17 protein-coding genes are annotated in these 21,297 nt (G+C 69.3%); 10 read left to right on the top strand and 7 right to left on the bottom strand.

All coding sequences use genetic code 11. The features are described 5' to 3' along the window. Positions 1-50: 50 nt before the first annotated feature. Genes ligA through SACGLDRAFT_RS04480 form a run of 3 tightly spaced genes read right to left on the bottom strand, consistent with a single transcriptional unit; the run spans position 51 to position 4,033 of the window. Positions 51-2,237: an NAD-dependent DNA ligase LigA gene (gene ligA / locus SACGLDRAFT_RS04490; RefSeq protein WP_005462152.1), complete on the bottom strand. Its 2,187-nt coding sequence runs from the start codon at positions 2,235-2,237 to the stop codon at positions 51-53. Between the two features lie 11 nt (positions 2,238-2,248). Further along, on the bottom strand, positions 2,249-2,980 hold the full coding sequence (locus tag SACGLDRAFT_RS04485) for a hypothetical protein (RefSeq protein WP_005462151.1): 732 nt from the start codon (positions 2,978-2,980) through the stop codon (positions 2,249-2,251). Positions 2,981-2,989: 9 nt separating this feature from the next. Then, the gene (locus SACGLDRAFT_RS04480; RefSeq protein WP_040919585.1) at positions 2,990-4,033 is read right to left on the bottom strand and encodes a methionine synthase; all 1,044 of its coding nucleotides are present in this window, start codon (positions 4,031-4,033) and stop codon (positions 2,990-2,992) included. A gap of 143 nt (positions 4,034-4,176) precedes the next feature. On the opposite strand from SACGLDRAFT_RS04480, the gene SACGLDRAFT_RS04475 reads away from it, so the two are divergent. The 6 genes from SACGLDRAFT_RS04475 to SACGLDRAFT_RS04450 all read left to right on the top strand — a co-directional run bounded on the left by SACGLDRAFT_RS04475 (position 4,177) and on the right by SACGLDRAFT_RS04450 (position 9,299). Beyond that, positions 4,177-5,010: a nitrilase-related carbon-nitrogen hydrolase gene (locus SACGLDRAFT_RS04475; protein WP_005462148.1), complete on the top strand. Its 834-nt coding sequence runs from the start codon at positions 4,177-4,179 to the stop codon at positions 5,008-5,010. A gap of 524 nt (positions 5,011-5,534) precedes the next feature. Further along, positions 5,535-7,316: a sensor histidine kinase gene (locus SACGLDRAFT_RS04470; protein WP_005462146.1), complete on the top strand. Its 1,782-nt coding sequence runs from the start codon at positions 5,535-5,537 to the stop codon at positions 7,314-7,316. Between the two features lie 46 nt (positions 7,317-7,362). Then, the gene (locus SACGLDRAFT_RS04465; protein ID WP_005462145.1) at positions 7,363-7,773 is read left to right on the top strand and encodes a roadblock/LC7 domain-containing protein; all 411 of its coding nucleotides are present in this window, start codon (positions 7,363-7,365) and stop codon (positions 7,771-7,773) included. Between the two features lie 41 nt (positions 7,774-7,814). Further along, a complete protein-coding gene (locus SACGLDRAFT_RS04460; protein WP_232284070.1) occupies positions 7,815-8,135 on the top strand; it encodes a DUF742 domain-containing protein in 321 nt (106 codons plus the stop codon). Continuing rightward, positions 8,116-8,736: a GTP-binding protein gene (locus SACGLDRAFT_RS04455; protein ID WP_005462141.1), complete on the top strand. Its 621-nt coding sequence runs from the start codon at positions 8,116-8,118 to the stop codon at positions 8,734-8,736. Before SACGLDRAFT_RS04460 ends, SACGLDRAFT_RS04455 begins: the two co-directional genes overlap by 20 nt. Then, entirely contained in the window at positions 8,733-9,299 is a 567-nt protein-coding gene (locus tag SACGLDRAFT_RS04450; protein ID WP_005462140.1) for a GAF domain-containing protein, read from the top strand. The genes SACGLDRAFT_RS04455 and SACGLDRAFT_RS04450 overlap by 4 nt, the downstream gene beginning before the upstream one ends. Here the strand turns inward: SACGLDRAFT_RS04450 and SACGLDRAFT_RS04445 are convergent. From SACGLDRAFT_RS04445 to SACGLDRAFT_RS04430, 4 genes are all read right to left on the bottom strand, one after another. Then, positions 9,283-10,536 (bottom strand): acyl-CoA dehydrogenase family protein, encoded by a 1,254-nt coding sequence (locus tag SACGLDRAFT_RS04445; protein ID WP_005462139.1) that lies wholly within the window; start codon positions 10,534-10,536, stop codon positions 9,283-9,285. The two genes, SACGLDRAFT_RS04450 and SACGLDRAFT_RS04445, sit on opposite strands and share 17 nt — an antisense overlap. 887 nt (positions 10,537-11,423) lie before the next feature. Further along, positions 11,424-12,515, bottom strand: coding sequence for a tRNA 2-thiouridine(34) synthase MnmA (gene mnmA / locus SACGLDRAFT_RS04440; RefSeq protein WP_005462136.1), 1,092 nt, complete (start codon positions 12,513-12,515; stop codon positions 11,424-11,426). A 3-nt stretch (positions 12,516-12,518) separates the two neighbouring features. After that, positions 12,519-13,724 carry a cysteine desulfurase family protein gene (locus SACGLDRAFT_RS04435; RefSeq protein WP_005462135.1) on the bottom strand — a complete coding sequence of 402 codons (1,206 nt, stop codon included), beginning with the start codon at positions 13,722-13,724 and terminating at the stop codon, positions 12,519-12,521. 56 nt (positions 13,725-13,780) lie between these two features. After that, the gene (locus SACGLDRAFT_RS04430) at positions 13,781-15,157 is read right to left on the bottom strand and encodes an MFS transporter (RefSeq protein WP_005462134.1); all 1,377 of its coding nucleotides are present in this window, start codon (positions 15,155-15,157) and stop codon (positions 13,781-13,783) included. Between the two features lie 54 nt (positions 15,158-15,211). Between SACGLDRAFT_RS04430 and mtnA the strand changes: the two genes are divergently transcribed. The 4 genes from mtnA (at position 15,212) to SACGLDRAFT_RS04410 (ending at position 21,200) form a co-directional block, all read left to right on the top strand. Next, on the top strand, positions 15,212-16,240 hold the full coding sequence (gene mtnA, locus SACGLDRAFT_RS04425; protein WP_005462133.1) for an S-methyl-5-thioribose-1-phosphate isomerase: 1,029 nt from the start codon (positions 15,212-15,214) through the stop codon (positions 16,238-16,240). 53 nt (positions 16,241-16,293) lie between these two features. Then, entirely contained in the window at positions 16,294-16,998 is a 705-nt protein-coding gene (locus SACGLDRAFT_RS04420; RefSeq protein ID WP_005462132.1) for a GntR family transcriptional regulator, read from the top strand. Between the two features lie 96 nt (positions 16,999-17,094). Beyond that, positions 17,095-18,372, top strand: coding sequence for a hydroxyacid-oxoacid transhydrogenase (locus SACGLDRAFT_RS04415; protein ID WP_005462130.1), 1,278 nt, complete (start codon positions 17,095-17,097; stop codon positions 18,370-18,372). Next, complete coding sequence (locus SACGLDRAFT_RS04410; protein ID WP_005462128.1) at positions 18,369-21,200, top strand: FAD-binding and (Fe-S)-binding domain-containing protein; 2,832 nt, start codon at positions 18,369-18,371, stop codon at positions 21,198-21,200. The genes SACGLDRAFT_RS04415 and SACGLDRAFT_RS04410 overlap by 4 nt, the downstream gene beginning before the upstream one ends. Positions 21,201-21,297: the final 97 nt, after the last annotated feature.

Here is a 21,297-nt window from a genome sequence, read left to right as displayed (position 1 = left end):
ACGCGAACGGCAAAGGGCGGGGCCCGCGGTCGCGGGCCCGGACGACCACGTCACTCCGTCGCCTCGACGACCTCCGCCACCTCGGCGGCGGCCTCCGGGCCACGCTCCAGCAGGACCCGGAAACCGTCCTCGTCCAAAACCGGCACCTTGAGCTGGATCGCCTTGTCGTACTTCGACCCCGGCGCGTCGCCCACCACGACGAACGCGGTCTTCTTCGACACCGAGCCCGCGGCCTTGCCACCGCGCTCCATGATGGCTTCCTTGGCCTCGTCTCGCGAGAACCCGGACAGCGATCCGGTGACCACGATGGACAGACCTTCGAGGTTCCGGGGCACGGAGGCGTCGCGTTCGGCCTCCATGCGCACCCCCGCGCGGCGCCACTTCTCCACGATCTCGCGATGCCAGTCGACAGCGAACCATTCCCGCACGGCCCGCGCGATGGTGGGGCCGACGCCGTCCACCTCGGCGAGACGTTCCTCGTCGGCCGCGTCGATGGCGTCCACCGACCCGAACTCCCGCGCGAGCGCCTGGGCCGCGGTGGGGCCGACGTGTCGAATGGACAATGCCACCAGGACCTTCCACAGCGGACGGTCCTTGGCCGCGTCGAGGTTGTCGAGCAGTCTCCTGCCGTTGGCGGACAAGGTGCCCGCCTTGGTGACGAACAGCTCGACCCGCGACAGCTTCTCCTCGTCGAGGTCGAAGACGTCGCCCTCGTCCTTGATCACCCCGGCCCGCAACAACGCGCCCGCGGCCTCGTAGCCGAGCACCTCGATGTCGAACGCGCCCCGACCGGCGAGGTGGAACAACCGTTCCCGCAACTGCGCGGGACACGACCGCGCGTTGGGACAACGGATGTCGACGTCGCCCTCCTTCTCGTACCGCAGCCGACTGCCGCACTCGGGGCACTCGGTGGGCATGACGAACTCGCGTTCGTCCCCGGTGCGCGCGTCGACCATGGGGCCGAGCACCTCGGGGATCACGTCGCCCGCCTTACGGATCACCACACGGTCGCCGATGAGGACCCCCTTGCGCTTGACCTCCTCGGCGTTGTGCAACGTGGCCATCGACACCGTGGACCCGGCGACCTTCACCGGCTCCATGACGGCGTACGGCGTGACCCGACCGGTACGGCCGACGTTGACGCGGATGTCGAGCAGCGTGGTGTGGGCCTCCTCCGGCGGATACTTGTACGCGATGGCCCACCGGGGCGCCCGCGAGGTCGCGCCGAGCCGCCGCTGGAGCGACACGTCGTCGACCTTGACGACCACGCCGTCGATCTCGTAGGTCGCGTCGTGCCGGTGCTCCCCCCAGTACCGGATGTGCTCGACGAGCCCCTCCGGCGAATCGATCACCTTGCTGTACGGCGACACGGGCAGCCCCCACGCCGCGAGCGCGTCGTAGGCCTGCGACTGGCGTTCGGGCTCGAACCCGACCCGCTTGCCGAGACCGTGGCAGGTGAGCCGCAGCGGCCTGCTGCGCGTGACCTTCGGATTCTTCTGCCGCAGCGACCCGGCCGCGGCGTTGCGCGGGTTGGCGAACGGCGGCTTCCCCATCTCCACGAGCTTGGCGTTGAGCTCGGCGAACTCCTCGACGCGGAAGTACACCTCACCGCGCACCTCCACCAGCTCCGGGATCGGGAACTCGTCGCTGGGGCGCAGCCGCTCGGGCACCTCCTGCAGCGTGCGGACGTTGAGCGTGACGTCCTCCCCCGTCCGGCCGTCGCCTCGGGTGAGGGCCCTGGTGAGCTTGCCGTTCTCGTACAGCAGGTTGACGGCGAGCCCGTCCACCTTGAGCTCGCAGAGGTACTCGGTGCTGCCGCCGATCTCGCGCTCGACCCTGTCGAGCCACGCCCTGAGTTCGTCGAGGTCGAACGCGTTGTCGAGGCTCAGCATGCGTTCGAGGTGGTCGTAGGCGTTGAACTCCGTGGAGAACGTGCCACCGACCTGCTGGGTGGGCGAATCGGGTGAGGAGAGCGCGGGGTGCCGCGCTTCGAGCTCCTCCAGCTCGCGCAGCATCCGGTCGAACTCGGCGTCGGAGATCGTGGGCGCGTCCAGCACGTAGTACCGGAACTGGTGGCCGCGAATCTCCTCCGCCAGTGCCGCGTGCCGCTCCCGCACCTCGGCGGGCACGTCCTTGATGTCCTCGACGTCGGCGTGGAGCGCGGCCTCCCGGTCGCTCTCGGCGACCGCTCCCGACTCCACCAGCTCCTCGCTCTGCGCCAGGTCCTCAGTGCTCACACCCGGAAAGCCTAGTCAGGCTCACCGACACTTCCGGTCAGGCCGAGGACGAGGTCGCGAAGTTCACCGAGGCTGATGGTGCTCTGCGGGCGCGCGACCGCGGTCTCCACCCGGCGCAGGCGTTCACCCGCGAGGCGCTCGCCGAGCGTGGCCTCCAGCGGCAGGAACGTCATCGCGGTGCGCTCGGACTCCTCCAGCTCGGCGAAAGCCGGGTGATGCACGGCCACGTCGACCACCCCCTCGGCCTCGTCGACCTGGGCCACGACCCGCACGTCCGCCAGTTCGAGGCGGTGCCCTCCCAGGTTGACCGCCACCCCGGCGGGGTCGGGCACCGGGGGCACGGAGTCGTGGTACTCCCAAATCGCGTCGTCGGGCGGCGCCGCGGCCTTCCAGGCGTCGGTGTAGGGGCGCAGTTTCGGGTCCTCCCGGCCGCTGACCACGAGCGCGTAGATGGCCCGCCGTCCGCGGTCGATGGAGAATTCCAGCTCCGGATGCACCCGTGCCACGGCGTCGCACAGCAACGACTCGGCCGCTCTCAGGTTGCCCTCGCCCAGCGCGGCGCTCAGGTCGGGCAACACGTCCTGCCAGTACCGCCAGAACTCGACCGCGGCCGCTTCCGGGTCGGTCGGCACGGGGCTCTTCGGCCACGGGGTGCGCGGGTCGGGCGCGGGTCCGAGCTCGGGATCGGTTCCGGCCTCGCCACTACCACGGGTCACTCGGGGCCGTCGGCGGAACAATCGCATGTCCGACTACTACCAGCCCTCGACGGGCTCGACGAACGCTTTGCCCAAATCTCCGGCCAGCGACAGGGCCCGCCGCACCCATTCGTTCGAGGCGCCGGCGAGCCCGCAGGTGGGAGTGGGCACAGCACGTTCGGCAAGCGTCGTACGCGCGAAGCCCAGCCGGTCGACCAGATCAAATGCCGGGCGTGCCAGTTCTTTCAACTCCGGCCGGGTCGCGGGAGCCACGCTCGGCACCAACCCCAGCAGAAAAGTGGTCCCGTCGTCCCAGGCCTCGCCGATCTCGTCGAGGAACGCGCTGGAAGCGTCGTCGAGCAGGGTGGCGTCGAGCGAGATCGCGTCGGCCCCGGCGGCGTGCAGCAGCCCCACGGGAGGACGGCGACCGCAACAGTGCACCATCACCGGACCCCCCGTGGCGGCGCGAGCGGCTCCGATCACGGTGTCGAGCAGTTCACGGGCCCGCGGTTCCGGAACGGCGGCCACCGTGCCGTAACCGGACGGCGTGGGCAGGGCCCCGGCGAGCACGTCCGGGAGGGTGGGCTCGTCGAACTGCACCACCACGCGAGCCCCGGTGCGATCGGCCAGCTCACAGACGTGCGCGGAAAGCCCCTCCACCAGTGATTCCGTGAAGTCCCGCAACGCCCCGTGGTCGGTGAGTATCCGGTGTCCCCGCGCCAGCTCCACCCCGGCGGCCAGGGTCCACGGCCCGGCGACCTGCGTCTTCACGACCGAGGGGCGAGCCCGCTCGGCGACCTCGGTGATCGCGTCGAGATCCCAGTGCAGCAGGTCGACCGCTCTCCGGTGGTCCCGTCCCGGCTTCGCCGTGACCCGGTAACCGGACGGCACGACCTCCACCGCCAGGTCCACGAGCAGCGCGGCCGCACGGCCGATCAGGTCGGCGCCGACCCCGCGGGCGGGCAGCTCGGGCAGGTGGGGCAGCTCGGACAGCTCGCCGAACACGACGGTGGCGGCCTCGCTCATGTCGGTGCCCGGCATCGACCCGATCCCGGTCGCCGCTCCCGGCGACCAGACGCGCTGTGTCTCACCACTGCTCACCCCACCGATTGTGCCGCCGTCCGCACGCACGGCCACCTCCGGGGCAGCGGGGTTCACCACACGAATCACCGGCACCGGAACACCTCGTCGTGACGTACCGTCTCAAGTGTCCGCGCTGCTTCGTCGAAGGGGAGGTGAGACGCATGAGGGTGGCACTGGCGCAAACCGACTGCCGGCTCGGCGACGTGGAGGGAAACCTCGCCGATGCCGAACGCATCATCAAGGACGCCGCGGCTCAAAACGCCGACCTGGTCGTGTTTCCGGAGTTGTCTCTCACCGGCTACGCGTTGGGGCAACTGGCGGACGACATCTCGCTGTGGCCCGACGACCCACGACTGGCCACGCTGTCGAAGCACGGCCCCGACGTGGTGATCGGTCTGCTGGAGGACGGCCGCATCCGCAGGCACAACTCGGCGTTGTACCTCTCCGGCGGCACGCTCGTACACAACCACCGCAAGCTCTACCTGCCGAACTACCTGATCTGGGAGGAGCGCAAGCACGCCAATCCCGGTCAGCACCTGCGCGCGTACGACACGGCACACGGCCGGTTCGCGACGTTGATCTGCAACGACGCCTGGCAGCCGATGCTGCCGTGGCTGGCGGCGCAGGACGGCGCGGAGCTGCTCATCGTCCCCGCCAACAGCGCGGCGAAGCTGACGGGCGGCTCGTTCGACCCCGCCGAGTACTGGCACGACCTGCTCACGTTCACGGCTCGCATGCAGCAGTGCTGGGTGGTGTTCGTAAACCGCGTCGGCGACGAGGCGGGCGTGCGGTTCTGGGGCGGCTCGCGCGTGCTCGACCCATGGGGCTCGGTCGTCGCGACGGCGCCCACGTGGGAGGAATCGTTGACGGTGATCGACATCGACCTCACCGCCGTCCGGCGGCGCAGGCGGGAGATCCCGTTGCTCGCGGACGCCCGGATGGGCCTGCTTCGGCGGGAGCTGGAACGACTGATGCTCGAAAGCGGCGACGACTGACCATTCCCGTCCCGACACTCGGCCTCGGATCGGCCCTTCCACATTGACCGACGTGCGCTGCCGCGTCGGCCGTGCCGCGCACTTTGAGGCTTCGAATATTGGGGCAACCGTCACATTCTTCCGACCGCTGCGGGATCTTCCCCGATCGGCGGAGGCGGGCGGGGTCCTCGCACGACGCCACCGACGAGCGGTGGCCCCCGCCCGTCCGCGCCCCGAGTCCACCGCGAAGCCCCGAGCCGCCCCCGCTGACCAGCGAGAACGGATCGCTCGACGCGTGAGCGGCCTCCGATGAGAAGTCGTTTACGGGGGTTGGCACGCGATACCCGCATGCGATATGACTTCACACACTGTTGGGGTACGATCACCCGCGCCAAGATCAAGTACTCGCTCCAAGGTTCTCGGTACCGGCGCAGGTGGAGATACCGAACCCGAGGATGTGAACCAACATATGCGGTAGCGGATTCGCCGTGGGATGAAATTGTCGGCAACTGCTACGGCCGATCTCCGTGCGTAGAAAGGATCTGATGTCCGCAACAACCCTGTCGGACACGGCTGTCCGGCATTCGGATCCCCGGCACCGGGGTCATGGCGCCGACAACATGGACGTCGTCGACGAACTGCGCTCTCGACTGCTTCGGGTCTGCCTGGTCTCCGTGGCCGTCGTGGTGCTGCTCGGGGTCGCGGGTTTGTCGGCGGTGCTCGTGGACCAGTCCTTCGGGGTAGCCGCCACCGTGGGCGTCGCCGTGGGATGCGTGTTGGTGCTGCTCGTCGCCGCCCGTGTGGTCCACGGCGTCGTCGGTTCCGTCGGTGTTCTCAGGCCCTACGGTCAGCCTCCCGTCGAGCTTCCCTCAGAACAGCCGACCGCCGCGCCCGGCGCCGCACCCCTCTCCCCCCACGCGGCCACCGGCCAGACGTCCGACCACCCCACCGTCACGACCCAGCCCGCCGTCGGGACCCAGCCCGGCACCGCCGCTCCGTCGACGGTCAACGGCGGTCCCGCCGAAACCGCCCAGGCGAGCCAGCCGCACCGGAACGAGTCGACCGAGACGTTCCCGACCGTGTTCGGCGACAGCAGCTCCGAACACCGGCGAGAGGTGTTCGGCAAGCTCGCTCGCCGCCTGCAGTCCCTCTCCAACCGGGAGATCCAGAAGATCGACGAGCTGGAGCGGGAGATCGAGGACCCCGATCTCCTCAAGGGCCTGTACGAGGTGGACCACCTCGCCACCCGCGTTCGCCGGCAGGCGGAGAACCTCGCCGTGCTCGGCGGGGAATCGCCCCAGCGTCGCTCGGCCAACCCCGTCAGCGTGTACGCCGTCCTGCGTTCGGCCGTGGCGGAGGTGGAGCACTACCAGCAGGTCAGCATCGTGCCGATCGAGGGCGTCACGCTGCGCGGCCACGTCGTGGCCGAGGTGATCCACCTGCTGGCGGAGCTTCTGGAGAACGCCACGAACTTCTCCTCGCCGGATGCCGGCAAGGTGGTGCTTCGCGCCCAGAAGGTCACGGCGGGCCTCGCCCTGGAGATCCAGGACCGCGGGCTGGGAATGCCGGCCGAGGACCTGCAACGGATCAACGGACTGCTCGACGGCACCGAGCAGGTCAACATCGACGAGCTGCTCCAGGACGGCCGCATCGGTCTGGCCGTTGTCCGGGAGCTCTCCCTGCGCCACGGTATTCGGGTGCGGTTGCAGACCAACATCTTCGGCGGTATCGACGCCGTGGTCGTCCTGCCGCCCCGCCTGCTCGGCGAGCCGATTCCCCCGCAGACACCGCGCCGGGAGGCCGCGCCCGCACGCCGGGAAGCTCCCTCCCAGCCGTGCCCCGGCACCGAGAAGGCAGCCCCTTCGTCACAGGCCTCGAACTCCGTGGCGGCCGCTTCCCACTCCCTGCCGCTTCCCGAGCCGCACAACAACGGCGCCGAACTTTACGTGCCGTCCCTTGAGCGGGACTCGGCCCCGCAGCGCCAGGCGAGCAAGTCCGACGAGCACGTGCCCTCGCTGCCGGTGCGGAAGCCCGGCGCGACGTTCCACTCGGAACCGTCGTCCCCCTCGCCGGAACCCAAGACCGGAACCGACGAGGCACGTCCGGCGGAGTCTCATCCCCTCACCGACCAGAGCCGTCCGCCCCTTCCGCAACGTCGGGGCGAGTCTCACCTGCCACCCGAACTGCACAAGGCACTCTCACCGACCAAACCGATTCCGGGACACAACCCCACTCTGATGGCTTCCTTCCAACAAGGTTTCCGCCGCGGGCGGGAAGAACAAGACAGGCGCGAGGAACAAGAAGGACCTGGCTGGCCGCAGCAGTAGCACTCGTTCCAGCACGACAACGACACTTCTTGAGGAGACGTACCGAATGGCCGATGACCTGACCTGGCTTCTCCGGCGACTAGTCGAGACGGTCCCGAACACCCAGAGCGCACTTCTGCTGTCGACCGACGGGATAGCCAAGTACTGGCACGGCTTGGACACCGATGGCGCGGACACGCTCGCCGCGCTCGCCAGTGGCCTTTGCTCGCTAGCACAGCAGGTGGGCGCCAGATTCGGGGGTGGTGACGGTGTTCGCCAGGTCAACGCGGAACTCGGCCGGGGCATCCTGGTAACCACGGCCGCCAGCGCCGGCACGATCCTGGCGGTACTGGCCAGCCGTGACGTCGACGCCGGGATTCTCAGCTACGAGATGGGCAAGCTGTGCACGCAGGTTCCCTCTCACCTGGCCACGCCATCCCGCCGTGGGACCACCGCTCCCTACAACGGAAACCGGTGAGAATGAACGCTCCGGACGAGCATTCGCCCTCCGATTCCGAAATGTGGGTGCGTCCGTACACCGTGACCAACGGACGCACCCACCCCAGCACCGTGCTCGAACTCATGTCACTGGTGAGGACGACGGGCAAGGTGGCGCCCGAGCGCTTGGGACACGACCACGCACAGGTCCTTCGGCTGTGCCAGTCGCCCATCTCGGTCGCCGAGGTCGCGGCCGTACTGAAGCAGCCGGTCATGGTCGCCAAGGTCCTGTTGTCCGACCTGATCCAGTTGGGAGCCGCGGCTACCAGGGCCCCCTCCCAAGCCGACTCCACCGACCCAGCACTACTAGAGGCACTGCTTGATGGTCTTCAACGGCTCTGACGGGCTAGATTTCCCGATCCAATTCAAGATTCTCGTGGCGGGGGGTTTCGGCGTAGGCAAGACGACGTTCGTCGGGGCCGTGAGTGAGATTGAACCGCTCGTCACGGAAGAACAGCTCACGGTGGCCAGTGTCGGCACGGACGACCTGACGGGCGTGGAGTCCAAGGCCACGACCACGGTGGCCTTGGACTTCGGTCGCCTCACCTTCCCGGCACAGAACCTCGTGCTCTATCTCTTCGGGACTCCCGGCCAGCACCGGTTCTGGTTCATGTGGGACGAGCTGTCCAGGGGAGCCCTCGGGGCGGTCGTCCTCGCCGACACCCGCCGCTTGCAGGACTGCTTCGCCGCCGTCGAGTTCTTCGAGCGGCGTGGCATCAACTTCGTGGTCGCGATCAACGAGTTCGAGGGGGCCTATCGCTACACCTCGGAGGAAGTACGGACTGCCCTCGCGTTGAAGCCGGACATCCCCCTCGTCCGGTGCGACGCGCGGGACACGCAGTCGGCGAAGAGCGTACTGATCACTTTGGTCCAGTACCTGCTCTCCATCGCACGTACCTCAGAGAACGGAACGCACACCCAGCCGATACGGAGCCAGCTATGACTTACGACGCCATCGAATCACGCATCCTGACTGCCCCGCTGGACCCCGAGGCGGCACAGCGCGCGGAGCGTCTCCGGGAACTCGGGTTCGGGGACCGTCCCGACGCGGAGTTCGACGAGTTCAGCGCCAAACTCGCGAACATCACGGGCGCCCCGTACGCGATGGTGAACTTCTTCCAGGAGGACGAGCAGTACTTCGCCGGCCTGTACACCCCGTACAGCAACGCCTCCAGGGAAGTCCTGGAGAGCGCCCCGGCCTCCACCCACGCCCCGGTGAGCCGGAGCATGCCGAAGGACCACGGCTACTGCCCGCACGTCATCACCCGCCGTAAGGCGCTGGTGCTGGACGACGTCTGCTCCTATCCGCGCTTCGCGGGCAACCCCGTGGTCGACAAGATCGGTATCCGCTCCTACATGGGAGCCCCGCTGATCGACCGCACCGGTGTCACCCTGGGCACGGTCTGCGTCGTCGACACAGAGCCGCGCCCGTGGGGTCGTCCCGGCCTGGAAACCATCAAGTCGATGGCTTCCGAGCTCATGGAAGTGATCAACCGACGCAGCTGACGCTCTCCCGCAGCGAAACGCTGGCCGCCCTCAACTGGGGGGCCAGCCGCTGCGACCATTGTCCCTTCCCCGCGCCCAGCGCCGTCTCCGCCAGCCGGAGCCGCTGGATGTCCGACGTGCCCGCGGGCGCGAAGATGTGGTAGGCGTCGCGGACGTAGCGTTCCAGCGGCCTGTCGGTGGACAGCCCGCACGCGGCGTGCACCTCCATCGCGGTCCGTGCGGAGTCCAGCGCGAGTTCCACGTTCACGAGCTTGGCGTTGATGAGCTCCGCGTCGCAGGACATACCCAGGTCCAACAGATGCGACGCGTGGTACACGGCCAGCCGCGCCGTCATCAACTGGGACTGCATTTGTCCGAGTTTCTGCTTCACCGTGGGAAGCTCGGAAAGCGGTTTTCCGTAGCGGTAGCGGTTGGCGGCGTACTCGACCGTTTCCTCGACAATCGCGCGGTGAATTCCCAGAGCGACGGCGGCCAGATTCGTCCTACCGTACAGAACGCTCGACGAATAGGCGATCGCCAATCCGTCCCCTTCGGAGCCGAGCAGATTTTCCGCGGGTACTCGACAATTGTCGAAAATAATCTCGCCGAAGCTGAACCCGTGCAATCCCATCGTGGGCGTGTACTCACCGAGGGAAACTCCGGGACGATCGGCCTCGATCAGGAAACCGGACAGGCCTTTCGAGCCACTCCCGGTACGCACGATGACCCCGTGCAAATCTCCGATATGACTGTTTCCGACGAACACCTTGCGACCGTTGACGATGTAATCGTCGCCGACCCGCTCGGCCGTTGTGGACATCCCGAGCACATGACCGCCGGACTCGACCTCGGTCGTCGCGATCGTCGGGAGACAGTCCCCCTCGGCCACCGCGGGAAGCCAGCGCCGCTTCTGCTCTTCGTTGCCGTAGTGCAGAATCTTCGCCACACCCAGCTGAGAGGCCTGGACCATGGCTCCCATGGCGCCACTGACCCTGGCCAGCTCCTCGATGATGATGGTCTTCGCGAGGTGACCCAACCCCAGGCCACCGTACTCGGGTCCGATCGTCACGCCAATCCACTTCTGCCTGGCGATCAGACGCGACAGTTCGTACTGGATTGAGCGCGAGGCCTCCATCTCGGCCACTCGGGGAGCCACTTCGGTTTCCGCGAAACTTCGGACTTCCTCACGAAGACGGTCGTGCCGCCTGGTCGTGAAATAACCGTCTATATGGGCTTCGAAGTCCGTCTCAGTGTCCATGATCCCCGTCTAACCCCTACGGATTTCTGAGTCATTAACGTGGACAAACATCCACAGTGTCCCATACTCAGCCACGAGGAGATACGTCTACATAGGTGATGAATCACCCGAAAGTTCAGGAACTCCCGCTAATTTGACTACAGAGAGTCACCTCTGTCCAAAGTCAAGAGCTTCGACACTTCGTCGAAATACTGTAACAATTGGCCTATTTTCCCTGGTGATCAAGGTCGCAGGATACGCGATGAGTCGCCGTCATGGCCGAAACCGGTCAATACCGAACGCAACCGAGCAAGGACCCTCAGTGATGTACACCTCACTTCCGATCGCACCACATCGGAGCGTCGACACCGCCCGCGCGTCGGAAGGCCGTCTCGCCACCGCGCGGCAACCCTGACGTCACCGGAGAGTTGATGCGGCGCCGAGGCCGCTCGCCCCGCGGTCTCGGCGCTCCGACGACGAACCCGGCAAGCCTAGCCCTGTCTCGCCATTCGAGACAACCCTGGAAATGATCAAAAAATTCCTCGGGACCACGCCACATCGCGGACAGTCCACCTCGACCGCGACCTTAGTCCACGATCACATTCACACATCGTGATATGTACAGTTCTTGATACCTACTCACCAGGAGTGGAAATTTCGACGCCCGCGGGAACGGCGAGCACGAGAAACCGACGACGAGTTGCCGAGGACCCGTCGGGACAGCACGAGAAAACGCAGTCAGCGACGAGAAACAGGGGGCGGAATCCTCACCCGACCACACGGACACCACCGCGCCGAACCGCCCATGCCGTCCTTCTATTCCGGCGGTTCCGGGAGGGATGACGGTCCGGAACGGACGGTGGCGTCGGTGTCCCGGTCGGTCGGACCGCCGCCGGATCGGCGACCGCTTACGCCGTGGCGGCGATCTTCGCGCTGCCCAGCACCAGATCGCCGGCGTCGGCGTCCGGTCGGTACAGCACCACCACCTGGCCCGGCGCGACCCCGCGCAGCGGCTCCCGCAGCTGCACGATCACCCGGCCGTCCACCACCTCGGCCACCGCGGGCGCGGTGCTGCCGTGGGCCCGGACCTGGGCCACGCACTCGGTGGGGCCGTCCAACGGCGTGTCGCTCGGCCAGATCGGGCGGTCGGCCTCGATGCGGTTCACCACGAGCCCACGGGCCGAGCCGACCTTCACGGTGCCGGAGACGGGTTCCAGCGCCAGGACGTACCGGGGCTTGCCGTCGGGCGCGGGCGCGTCGATGCCGAGGCCCTTGCGCTGCCCGATCGTGAAGCCGTGCACCCCGGTGTGACGGCCCAGCACGGCGCCCGTCTCGGCGTCGACGAGATCACCGGGACGCTGGCCGATCCGCTTCTCCAGGAACGCCTTCGTATCGCCGTCGGGGATGAAGCAGATGTCGTGGCTGTCGGGCTTGGTGGCCACGGGCAACCCGCGCTCGGCGGCCTCCGCCCGCACGTCGGACTTCACCGAATCACCGAGCGGGAACATCGCGTGGCGAAGTTGGTCCGGGGTGAGTGACGCGAGGACGTAGGACTGGTCCTTGCCCGCGTCGGCACTGCGGCGCAGCTCCGGGACACCGTCCACGACGGACAGCCGGGCGTAGTGGCCGGTGCACACGGCGTCGAACCCCAGCGCCACCGCCTTCTCCAGCAGCGCCTCGAACTTGATCTTCTCGTTGCACGTTACGCAGGGGTTGGGCGTGCGTCCGGCGGCGTACTCACCGACGAAGGTCTCGACGACCTCCTCGGTGAACCGCTCGGCGAAGTCCCAGACGTAGAACGGAATACCGAGGATGTCGGCGGCACGCCGGGCGTCGTGGGCGTCCTCGATGGTGCAGCAGCCACGCGCTCCCGTGCGCAGGGTGCCGGGTTTGGCCGACAGCGCCAGGTGCACGCCGACCACGTCGTGGCCCGCGTCGACGGCCCTCGCGGCGGCGACCGCCGAATCCACTCCCCCGCTCATCGCGGCCAGTACCCGCACCGCCTACACCTCCTGATCGCTTCGCGTCTTGCGCATGCCGGACAGTCCCGCCTGCCGTGCCCTGGCCACCACACCGCCGATCTCGGCCGCGAGCGCGTCGACATCGGCCTGGGTCGAGGAGTGTCCGAGCGAGAACCGCAGCGAACTGCGGGCGGACGCGGCGTCGGCCCCCATCGCCAGCAGCACGTGACTCGGTTCGGCCACCCCCGCCGTGCAGGCCGAGCCGGTGGAGCACTCGATGCCCTTCGCGTCGAGCAGCATCAGCAGGCTGTCCCCGGCGCAGCCGGGGAACGTCAGGTGCACGATGCCCGGCAACCGGTCGGAAGCGTCCTGCGGAGGGCCGTTCAACACCACGTCGGGGACCTCGGCGCGCACGGCGGCGACGAGGGCGTCACGGAGCTTCGCCAACTGCGCGGCGTGCTCGGACCTGCGTTCCACGGCGAGGCTCACGGCGGTGGCCAGCGCGTGGATGCCCGGAACGTCCAGGGTTCCCGACCGCACCTCGCGTTCCTGACCGCCGCCGTGCAACAACGGGGTGCACGCCACGTCCCGGCGTAGCAACAGTGCCCCGACGCCGTACGGGCCGCCGAGTTTGTGACCGGTGAGGGTGAGGGCCGCGGCGCCGCTGGCGGCGAAGTCCACCTCCACGGACCCCACCGCCTGCACCGCGTCGGTGTGCAGCGGAATCCCGTACTCGGCGCACACCTCCACCAGGTCCGGCACGGGGTTCACGGTGCCGACCTCGTTGTTCGCCCACATCACCGTGGCCAGCGCCACGTCGTCGGGGTTCTCCTCGACGGCCGCGCGCAGCACCTCGGGCCGCAGCCGACCATGTTGGTCGACCTCCAGCCACGTGACATCGGCGCCCTCGTGGTCGGCGAGCCACTGCACGGCGTCGAGCACGGCGTGGTGCTCGACGGAACTCGCGAGCACCCGGCGGCGACGCGGATCGGCCCGCCTTCGGGCCCAGAAGATGCCCTTGACGGCGAGGTTGTCGCTCTCGGTACCGCCCGCCGTGAAAATCACTTCCGACGGGCGCGCACTCATGGCCTCGGCGATGGCCTCCCTGGCCTCCTCGACCACCCGGCGGGCCCTGCGACCCGACGAATGCAGCGACGAGGCGTTGCCCAGCGTGGACAACGCGTCGGTCATGGCTGCGAGGGCCTCCGGCACCATCGGGGTGGTGGCCGCGTGATCGAGGTAAGTCATCGCTTTCCAGGGTAGTCGCGTCCGGAAAGTCACGATGACCGCACCGACCGCACCGCTCACGGGTTCGGTTCGGAGGCCTCCTTCTTCAGTCCCCGTGCGGTGATCACGGCCCCCAACGCCGCGACTCCGGCGAGTGTCACGGCGAGCACGGTGACGCCCGCCGACGGATCCTCGGCGCTGCCCAGGACTCCGAGCAGCACCCCGCCCACACCGATGGCGAGCGCCGTGCTGATCCAGTCACCGAGCTGCATGGCGGACGTGTTGAAGCCCCGTTCCGCCACCGGGGACAGCCGCAGCAACAGCACCGAGATCGAGGGATAGCCGATCCCCATCCCCGCACCGCAGAACAGCGACGCCACGAACGCGACCCACGCCGGAGCCCCGCCCCACGCCACGAACGCGAACAGCGCGAGCCCGACCCCCAGGAAGCCGAAGCCGGCTCGCAGCAGGGCCGCCTTGCCCCACTCGGGATGCCTGCCCTGCACGGCCGAGGCCGCCGACCAACTCAGCGCGCCCACCGTCAGGGGGAGTCCGGCGAGCGCGGCGTTGTAACCGTGGACCCGCGACATGGTCAGGGGCAGGTACGCCTCCATCCCGGCGAACGCCGCACCGAGCAGGGCACGGGTGGCCACCACGGTCGGCAGACCGGGCTTCGCGCGAAGGGTGCCGTGGGGCAGCAGTTTGCGCAGCGACACCGCGAGCACGACCAGGGCGACCGCACCGTAGCCGACAGCGACCGGAGTCGGGTGCTGGGCGGCCCAGGTCAGCGCCGCCACGGCGAGCGCGACGGCCACCGCCGACGGGACTCCCGCCCTACGCGCCGACGGGTCGGGAACGTGCGCGGGCAACTTGCGGACCACGGGGACGAGCAGGCCGATCCCCAACAGCATCGGCGGGATCAGTCCGAGGAACACCCAACGCCATCCCACGGTCTCGGTCACCAGCCCGGCGATCGACGGCCCCACGATGGCGGGCAGCACCCACGCCGCGGAGTTGGCGGCGTAGATCACCGGACGTTCCCGGTCGTCGTAGGTGAGCGCGATGAGCAACGACGTCGCCACCATGAGCGCTCCGGAACCGAACCCCTGCAGTGCCCTGCCCAAAAGCAGCGCTCCGATGACCGAGGCGGTTCCCGCCACCACCAGCCCGGCGAGGAAGATCCACGGGGCGACGAGCAGCACGAGCTTGGGACCGCGACGGTCGCACAACCTTCCGGCCAGCACCGTGGAGGCGACGCTCGCGACGAGGAAGGAGATGAACGGCCAGGAGTACAGGGCTTCGCCGTGCAGGTCGGAGATCATGGTGGGGGTCGCTGTGGCCACGCCCATGCTCTCGAACGCGAGCAGGGTGACGACCAACAACAACCCCGCCGTGGTCAGCCGGTGCTCCGGTGTCCAGAGCACCCCACGGCGCCGCTGTTCGGTATGTGTCATGGTCGCAGCCTGCAACCTCCAGTTAGGTCGACTTCCAGTCGAAAGTGACGCAGAATGTCGCGCGTGACGAGGACGATCGACTGGGACACCGACGCCGTGGTGATCATCGACCAGACCGCGCTGCCCGGAGCGTTCCGCACGCTCCGGTTGGACACGGTCGACGAGCTGATCGACGCGATCCGACGGCTCGCGGTGCGGGGCGCGCCGGCCCTCGGGGCGGCGGGAGCTCTCGGCGTGGCGCTGGCGGCCCGGAAGCACGGCACGGCCTCGCCCGAGGCCCTCGCGACCGTACGCGCCGAAGCCGATCGTCTGGCGCGGGCCCGGCCCACGGCGGTGAACCTGCGCCACGGCGTGGAACGCGCGCTCGCCTTCGTCGAGCACGGCCCCGACGCCGTCCTGGCCGAGGCGCTGGCGATGCTCGACGAGGACGAACGCGTCAACCGCGCGGCCTCGCGGCACGCGGCCGACCTGCTGCTGAGCCGGTGTCCCGATCGTCCGCTGCGCGTGCTGACCCACTGCAACACCGGGCGGTTGGCCACGGTCGCGTGGGGCACCGCACTCGGCACCATCAGGCATCTCCACGCCGAGGGCCGCATCGACGTCGTGCTCGCCGACGAGACCCGGCCGCTGTTGCAGGGTTCGCGTCTGACGGCGTGGGAACTGGCGGATGCGGGCATCCCCTACCGCGTGCTCCCCGACTCGGCGGCGGCCTCGGCCATGGCACGGGGCATGGTGGACTGCGTGGTCGTGGGGGCGGACCGCGTGGCCGCCAACGGCGACACGGCCAACAAGATCGGCACCTACGGGCTCGCGGTGGCCGCCGCTCGGCACGACCTGCCGTTCGTCGTCGTCGCCACCGAATCTACTGTGGACCGAAAGCTGCCCGACGGCTCCGGGATCGTCGTGGAGGAGCGCGCGGGTGAGGAGATCACTCACGTCGCGGGGGTCGCGGTGGCGCCCGAGGGCACACCCGTGTTCAACCCCGCCTTCGACGTCACGCCGGTGGAGCTGCTGACGGCCGTGGTCACCGAACACGGAGTCCTCGCCGAGGGGCGTCCCCGGAAGCCGGCCCTGGGCCGGTGACGTCCCGGCTCGATTCGGCCCGCGAACCCGCTCGGGCATGGGAGTATGGGCGAATGCGGCAGATCGACACCGACCGGAACCTCGCCAAGACCATCCTCGACGAGCTTCGGGGAGCGATCGTCAGTGGGGAACTCGTTCCGGGAGCGCTGTACTCGGTGCACGATCTGGCCGCCCGGCTCGGGGTGTCGCGCACCCCGGTGCGGGAAGCGTTGATCCAACTCGCCGAGCGCGGCATGGTGCGGTTCGAACGCAACCGCGGTATCCGCGTGTTGCAGACCTCGCTGCACGACCTGGAGGAGGTCTTCGCGATCCGGCTCATGCTGGAGGTGCCGGCCACGTTCCGCGCCACGAGCCGGCGCACGCCCGAGCTGATGGCCCGGCTCACCACCCATCTCGACACCATGCGCCGGGCGGCCGACGAGGGGGACGAGCCCACGTTCATGGTCGCCGACCGCAAGTTCCACGAGGCCCTCAACGTCGCGTCGGGCAACCTGCGGCTCGCCCGCTACGTCGAATCGTTGCGCGACATGATGTTCCTGCGCGGGACTTCCACTGTGGACCGCAGTCGAGGGCTGGGCGACATCCTGGCCGAGCACGAGGAGATTGCGGCGGGCGTCGAGGAGGGCAAGCCCGCCGAGGCGGCCGAGGCCATGCGGCGGCACCTGCTCACCACGGCCCGGCTCATCATCGCGCAGGAGTCGGCCGCCACCGGCGAGTCCGTCCAGGTGTCGTACGACTGGACACGGTTGGTCGACTGAGCGAACACCCCTTCGGCACCTCGCTGACCAGGACTCTTGACGAGTAGCATGCCACATGCCACTCTCGGAGGCCCAGTCGCTCACCGGGGAGGGACCATGGCCAACTACCTGCACGAGACCGTGTTCACGTGGGGCGCCACCCCACTGAAGTTCGGCGCGGGCGCCGTCGACGAGATCGGCCACGACCTGGCGCGCCAAGGCGCCGAACGGGTCCTGATCCTCACCGACCCCGGTGTCGCGGCCACCGGAGTTCCCCAGCGCGTCGCCGAGGCGGCCCGCTCGGGTGGCCTCACCGTCGAGGTCTACGACGGCGTCCATGTCGAGCCCACCGACGCGAGCGTGCTGGAGGCCGTCGAGTTCGCCCGGCAGTCGACGTGGGACGGCTTCGTCGGCGTCGGGGGTGGCTCGGCCATCGACACCGCCAAGGCCGTCAACCTGCTCACGACCCACCCCGCCGACCTGTTCGACTACGTGAACAAACCGATCGGCGCCGCCAAGGCCCCGCCCGGCCCGCTCAAACCGCTCGTCGCCGTGCCCACGACGGCCGGCACCGGCTCGGAGACCACGCCGGTGTGCATCATGGACTTCCTCGACCTCAAGGTGAAGTCCGGCATCAGTCACCCGTCCCTGCGGCCGAGCCTGGCCGTCGTCGACCCGCTGCTGACCCTGTCCATGCCACCGAGGGTCACCGCCGCCAGCGGCATGGACGTGCTATGTCACGCCCTGGAGTCCTACACCGCGCGACCGTTCCACTCCTTCCCCCGGCACACGCCACAGACCCGTGTGGCCTACAACGGCGCGAACCCGATCTCCGACACCTGGACCGAGAAGGCCCTGCACCTGCTGGCGCGGTCGTTCCGCAGGGCGGTGTTGAACGGCGGCGACCTCGACGCGCGCACGGACATGATGCTGGCCGCCACGTTCGCGGGCATGGGATTCGGCAACGCGGGCGTGCACATCCCCCATGCCTGCGCGTACCCGATCGCGGGCCGCGTCCGCGAGTACCGGCCCGCCGACTACCCGCAGGACGAGCCCCTGGTGCCTCACGGCGAGTCGGTGTCCCTCACCGCCCCGGCCGCCTTCCGATTCACCTTCCCCACCGACCCGGAGCGGCACCTGCACGCCGCGCGCATCCTCGACCCCTCGGGGCCCGAACACCCCGATCCTCGGGAACGACTGCCCAGGGCCCTGATCTCGCTCATGCGTGACATCGGCATTCCCAACGGCCTCGGCGGCGTGGGGTACACGAGTTCGGACATCCCCGCGCTCGTGGAGGGAGCGATGAAACAGCAACGCCTGCTCACCGTGGCACCCCGCGCGGTGAGCGAGACCGACCTCGAAGGCATCCTCACGGACTCCCTGGAGAACTGGTGACCGTCCGGACCACACTCGCCGAGGACCTGGCCCGCGCGGTCTCGGGCGAGGTGGACGACAGCCCCTCCGCACGGGCGATGTTCAGCATGGACGCGTCGAACTACCGGCACGTGCCGCTGGCCGTCGTGTTCCCCCGCCACGCCGACGACGTGGCGGCCACCCTGAGGGTGGCCCGCGAACACGGGGTGCCGGTGACGGCCCGCGGAGCGGGCACCGGCATCGGCGGGCAGGCGCTCGGCCGGGGCGTGGTGCTCGACTACAGCCGCCACCTCAACCGTGTCCTGGAGATCGACCCCGAGCGCCGCGTCGCGCGTGTGGAGCCCGGTGTCGTGCTCGACACGCTGCGCGCCGCCGCCGCGGAGCACGGGCTGACGTTCGGACCGGACCCCTCCACACACAGTCGCTGCACGCTCGGCGGGATGCTCGGCAACGACGCGTGCGGCCCGCACTCGGTGGCCTGGGGCCGCACCTCCGACAACGTCGTCTCGCTGGAGGTGGTGACCGGGGACGGGGCCCGGCTGTCCGTCGGTCCCGGCGACCGCGTCGTGGGCGAGCCCGCCGACCGGGCGAGGGAGATCCGGGAGGCGTTGCGCGACCTCGCCCACCGCAACCTCGCCGTACTGCGCACCGGGTTCCCCGCCCTGCCGAGGCGGGTGTCCGGCTACGCACTCGACAACCTCCTGCCGGAGAACGGGTTCGACATCGCGAGAGCACTCGTGGGCACCGAGGGCACCTGCGTGCTGATCACGGAGGCCACCGTGCGGCTCGTCCCCTCCCCACGGTCGCGAGCGCTGGTGGTGGCGGGCTTCGTCGACGACATCGCCGCGGCCGACGCCGCTCCCCTGGTGCTTGCCCACCGCCCGCTCACGGTGGAGGGCATGGGCGCCGACCTGGTGGAGGCCCTCCTCGCGCACGGCCGCAGGCCCGCCGCGCTCGACGAACTCCCCGCCGGACGCGGCTGGCTGTTCGTCGAGGTCGGCGGGGACGACCCCGAGCAGGCCCGGCACAAGGCCGAGGAACTCGCGGCCGCGTTGGCACGCGAGACCTCCGCCGTCACCTCGGTGACCGCCGAGGTGGCACGACAGCGGCAACTGTGGTCCATCCGCGAGTCCGCCGCGGGCATCGCCACCCGCATGGCCGACGGCTCGGAGGCGTGGCCCGGCTGGGAGGACGCGGCCGTGCCGCCGGAGCGGCTCGGCTCCTACCTGCGGTCGTTCCGTGCCCTGCTCGCGTCCCACGGGCTGCGGGGCATCCCGTACGGGCACTTCGGCGAGGGCTGCGTGCACGTGCGCATCGACTTCGACCTACTCACCGAACACGGGGTGGCGACCTTCCGCAGGTTCCTCACCGAGGCCGCCGACCTCGTGGTGGCGCACGGCGGATCGCTGTCGGGCGAGCACGGCGACGGGCAGGCCAGGGCGGAGTTGCTACCCCGGATGTACTCGCCCGACCTCCTACGCTTGTTCGAGGCGTTCAAGGCCGTCTGGGACCCGGAGAACGTCCTGAACCCCGGCAACCTCGTCCGGCCCCGCCCCCTCGACGCCGACCTGCGGTTCGCCGGGCCGGTGAAACAGCTCCCGCTCACCCTGCGCTATCCCCACGACGGCGGCAGCCTGGCCACCGCCACCCGGCGCTGCGTCGGGGTGGGCAAGTGCGTCGACACGAGCACCGGCGTCATGTGCCCGAGTTACATGGTGACCCGCCGCGAGGAACACTCGACGCGCGGCCGGGCCCGGTTGCTGTTCGAGATGATGCGCGGCGAGACGATCACCGACGGGTGGGACTCGAAGGAGGTCCGCGACGCGCTCGATTTGTGCCTGGCGTGCAAGGGGTGTCTTTCCGACTGCCCCGTGAACGTGGACATGGCGTCGTACAAGGCGGAGTTTCTGCACCACCACTACGCGGGCAAGCTGCGGCCCGCGAGCCATTACTCGCTGGGTTTCCTGCCGCTGTGGGCACGGCTGGCGGCGCTGGCCCCCGGCGTGGTCAACACCGCGTTGCGGTCGCGCGTGGTCGCCACCGTGGTGAAGCGGCTCGGCGGCATCGCCGCCGAACGCGAGCTGCCCGCGTTCGCCCGCACGACGCTACGGAAAGCATGGCGCCGCAAGCCTCGCCGACCCGGCGGCGACCGCCCGCGGGTCGTGCTCTGGCCCGACACGTTCACCAACCACTTCGCCCCCGAGATCGGAGTGGCGGCCACGCGCGTGCTGGAACACGCCGGGTTCGACGTGGTGCTGCCCCGCTCCTCGGTGTGCTGCGGCCTGACGTGGATCTCCACGGGGCAGCTCGGCATCGCGCGCCGCGTCCTGCGCCAGGCGCTGGACGTTTTGAACGAGGACATCCGGGCGGGCACCCCGATCGTGGGACTCGAACCGAGCTGCCTGGCGGTGCTGCGCCACGACGTCCACGACCTGCTGGACACCCCGCCCGTGCCCGTGTCGACGCTCGCGGAATTCCTCGACGAACACGCGCCGGACGTGGAGTTCGGCTCCCTCGACGTGCGCGCGGTGACCCAGCAGCACTGCCACCAGCACGCGGTGCTCGGGAACGAGGCCGACGAGCGGGTCCTGCGCAGAGCTGGGGTGGACAACCGCACCCTCGACTCCGGGTGCTGCGGCCTCGCGGGCAACTTCGGGGTGGAGCGCGGCCACTACGAGGTGTCGGTGGCGGCGGCGAACCGGGTGCTGGTGCCCGAGATCGAGGCCACGAGTGCCGACGACCTCGTGCTCGCCGACGGGTTCAGTTGCCGGACCCAGATCGCCGACCTCACCGGACGCCGGGCCCTCCACCTGGCTCAGGTGCTCGATCGTGCCCTGACCGAGGGTTGACACACCCCCGACACGGTACCTGGCCCCCCCTCACCGGCTCCTACCAAAGCATGAGATTCCCCTCACAACTTTGCGACAAGTGGGTGTCTCGGGGTTG

The organism is Saccharomonospora glauca K62, from assembly GCF_000243395.2.
GTDB classification, from domain to species: domain Bacteria; phylum Actinomycetota; class Actinomycetes; order Mycobacteriales; family Pseudonocardiaceae; genus Saccharomonospora; species Saccharomonospora glauca.
The sequence above is the reverse complement of the archived record's forward strand: the minus strand, read 5'-3'. Positions and strand labels throughout refer to the sequence as shown.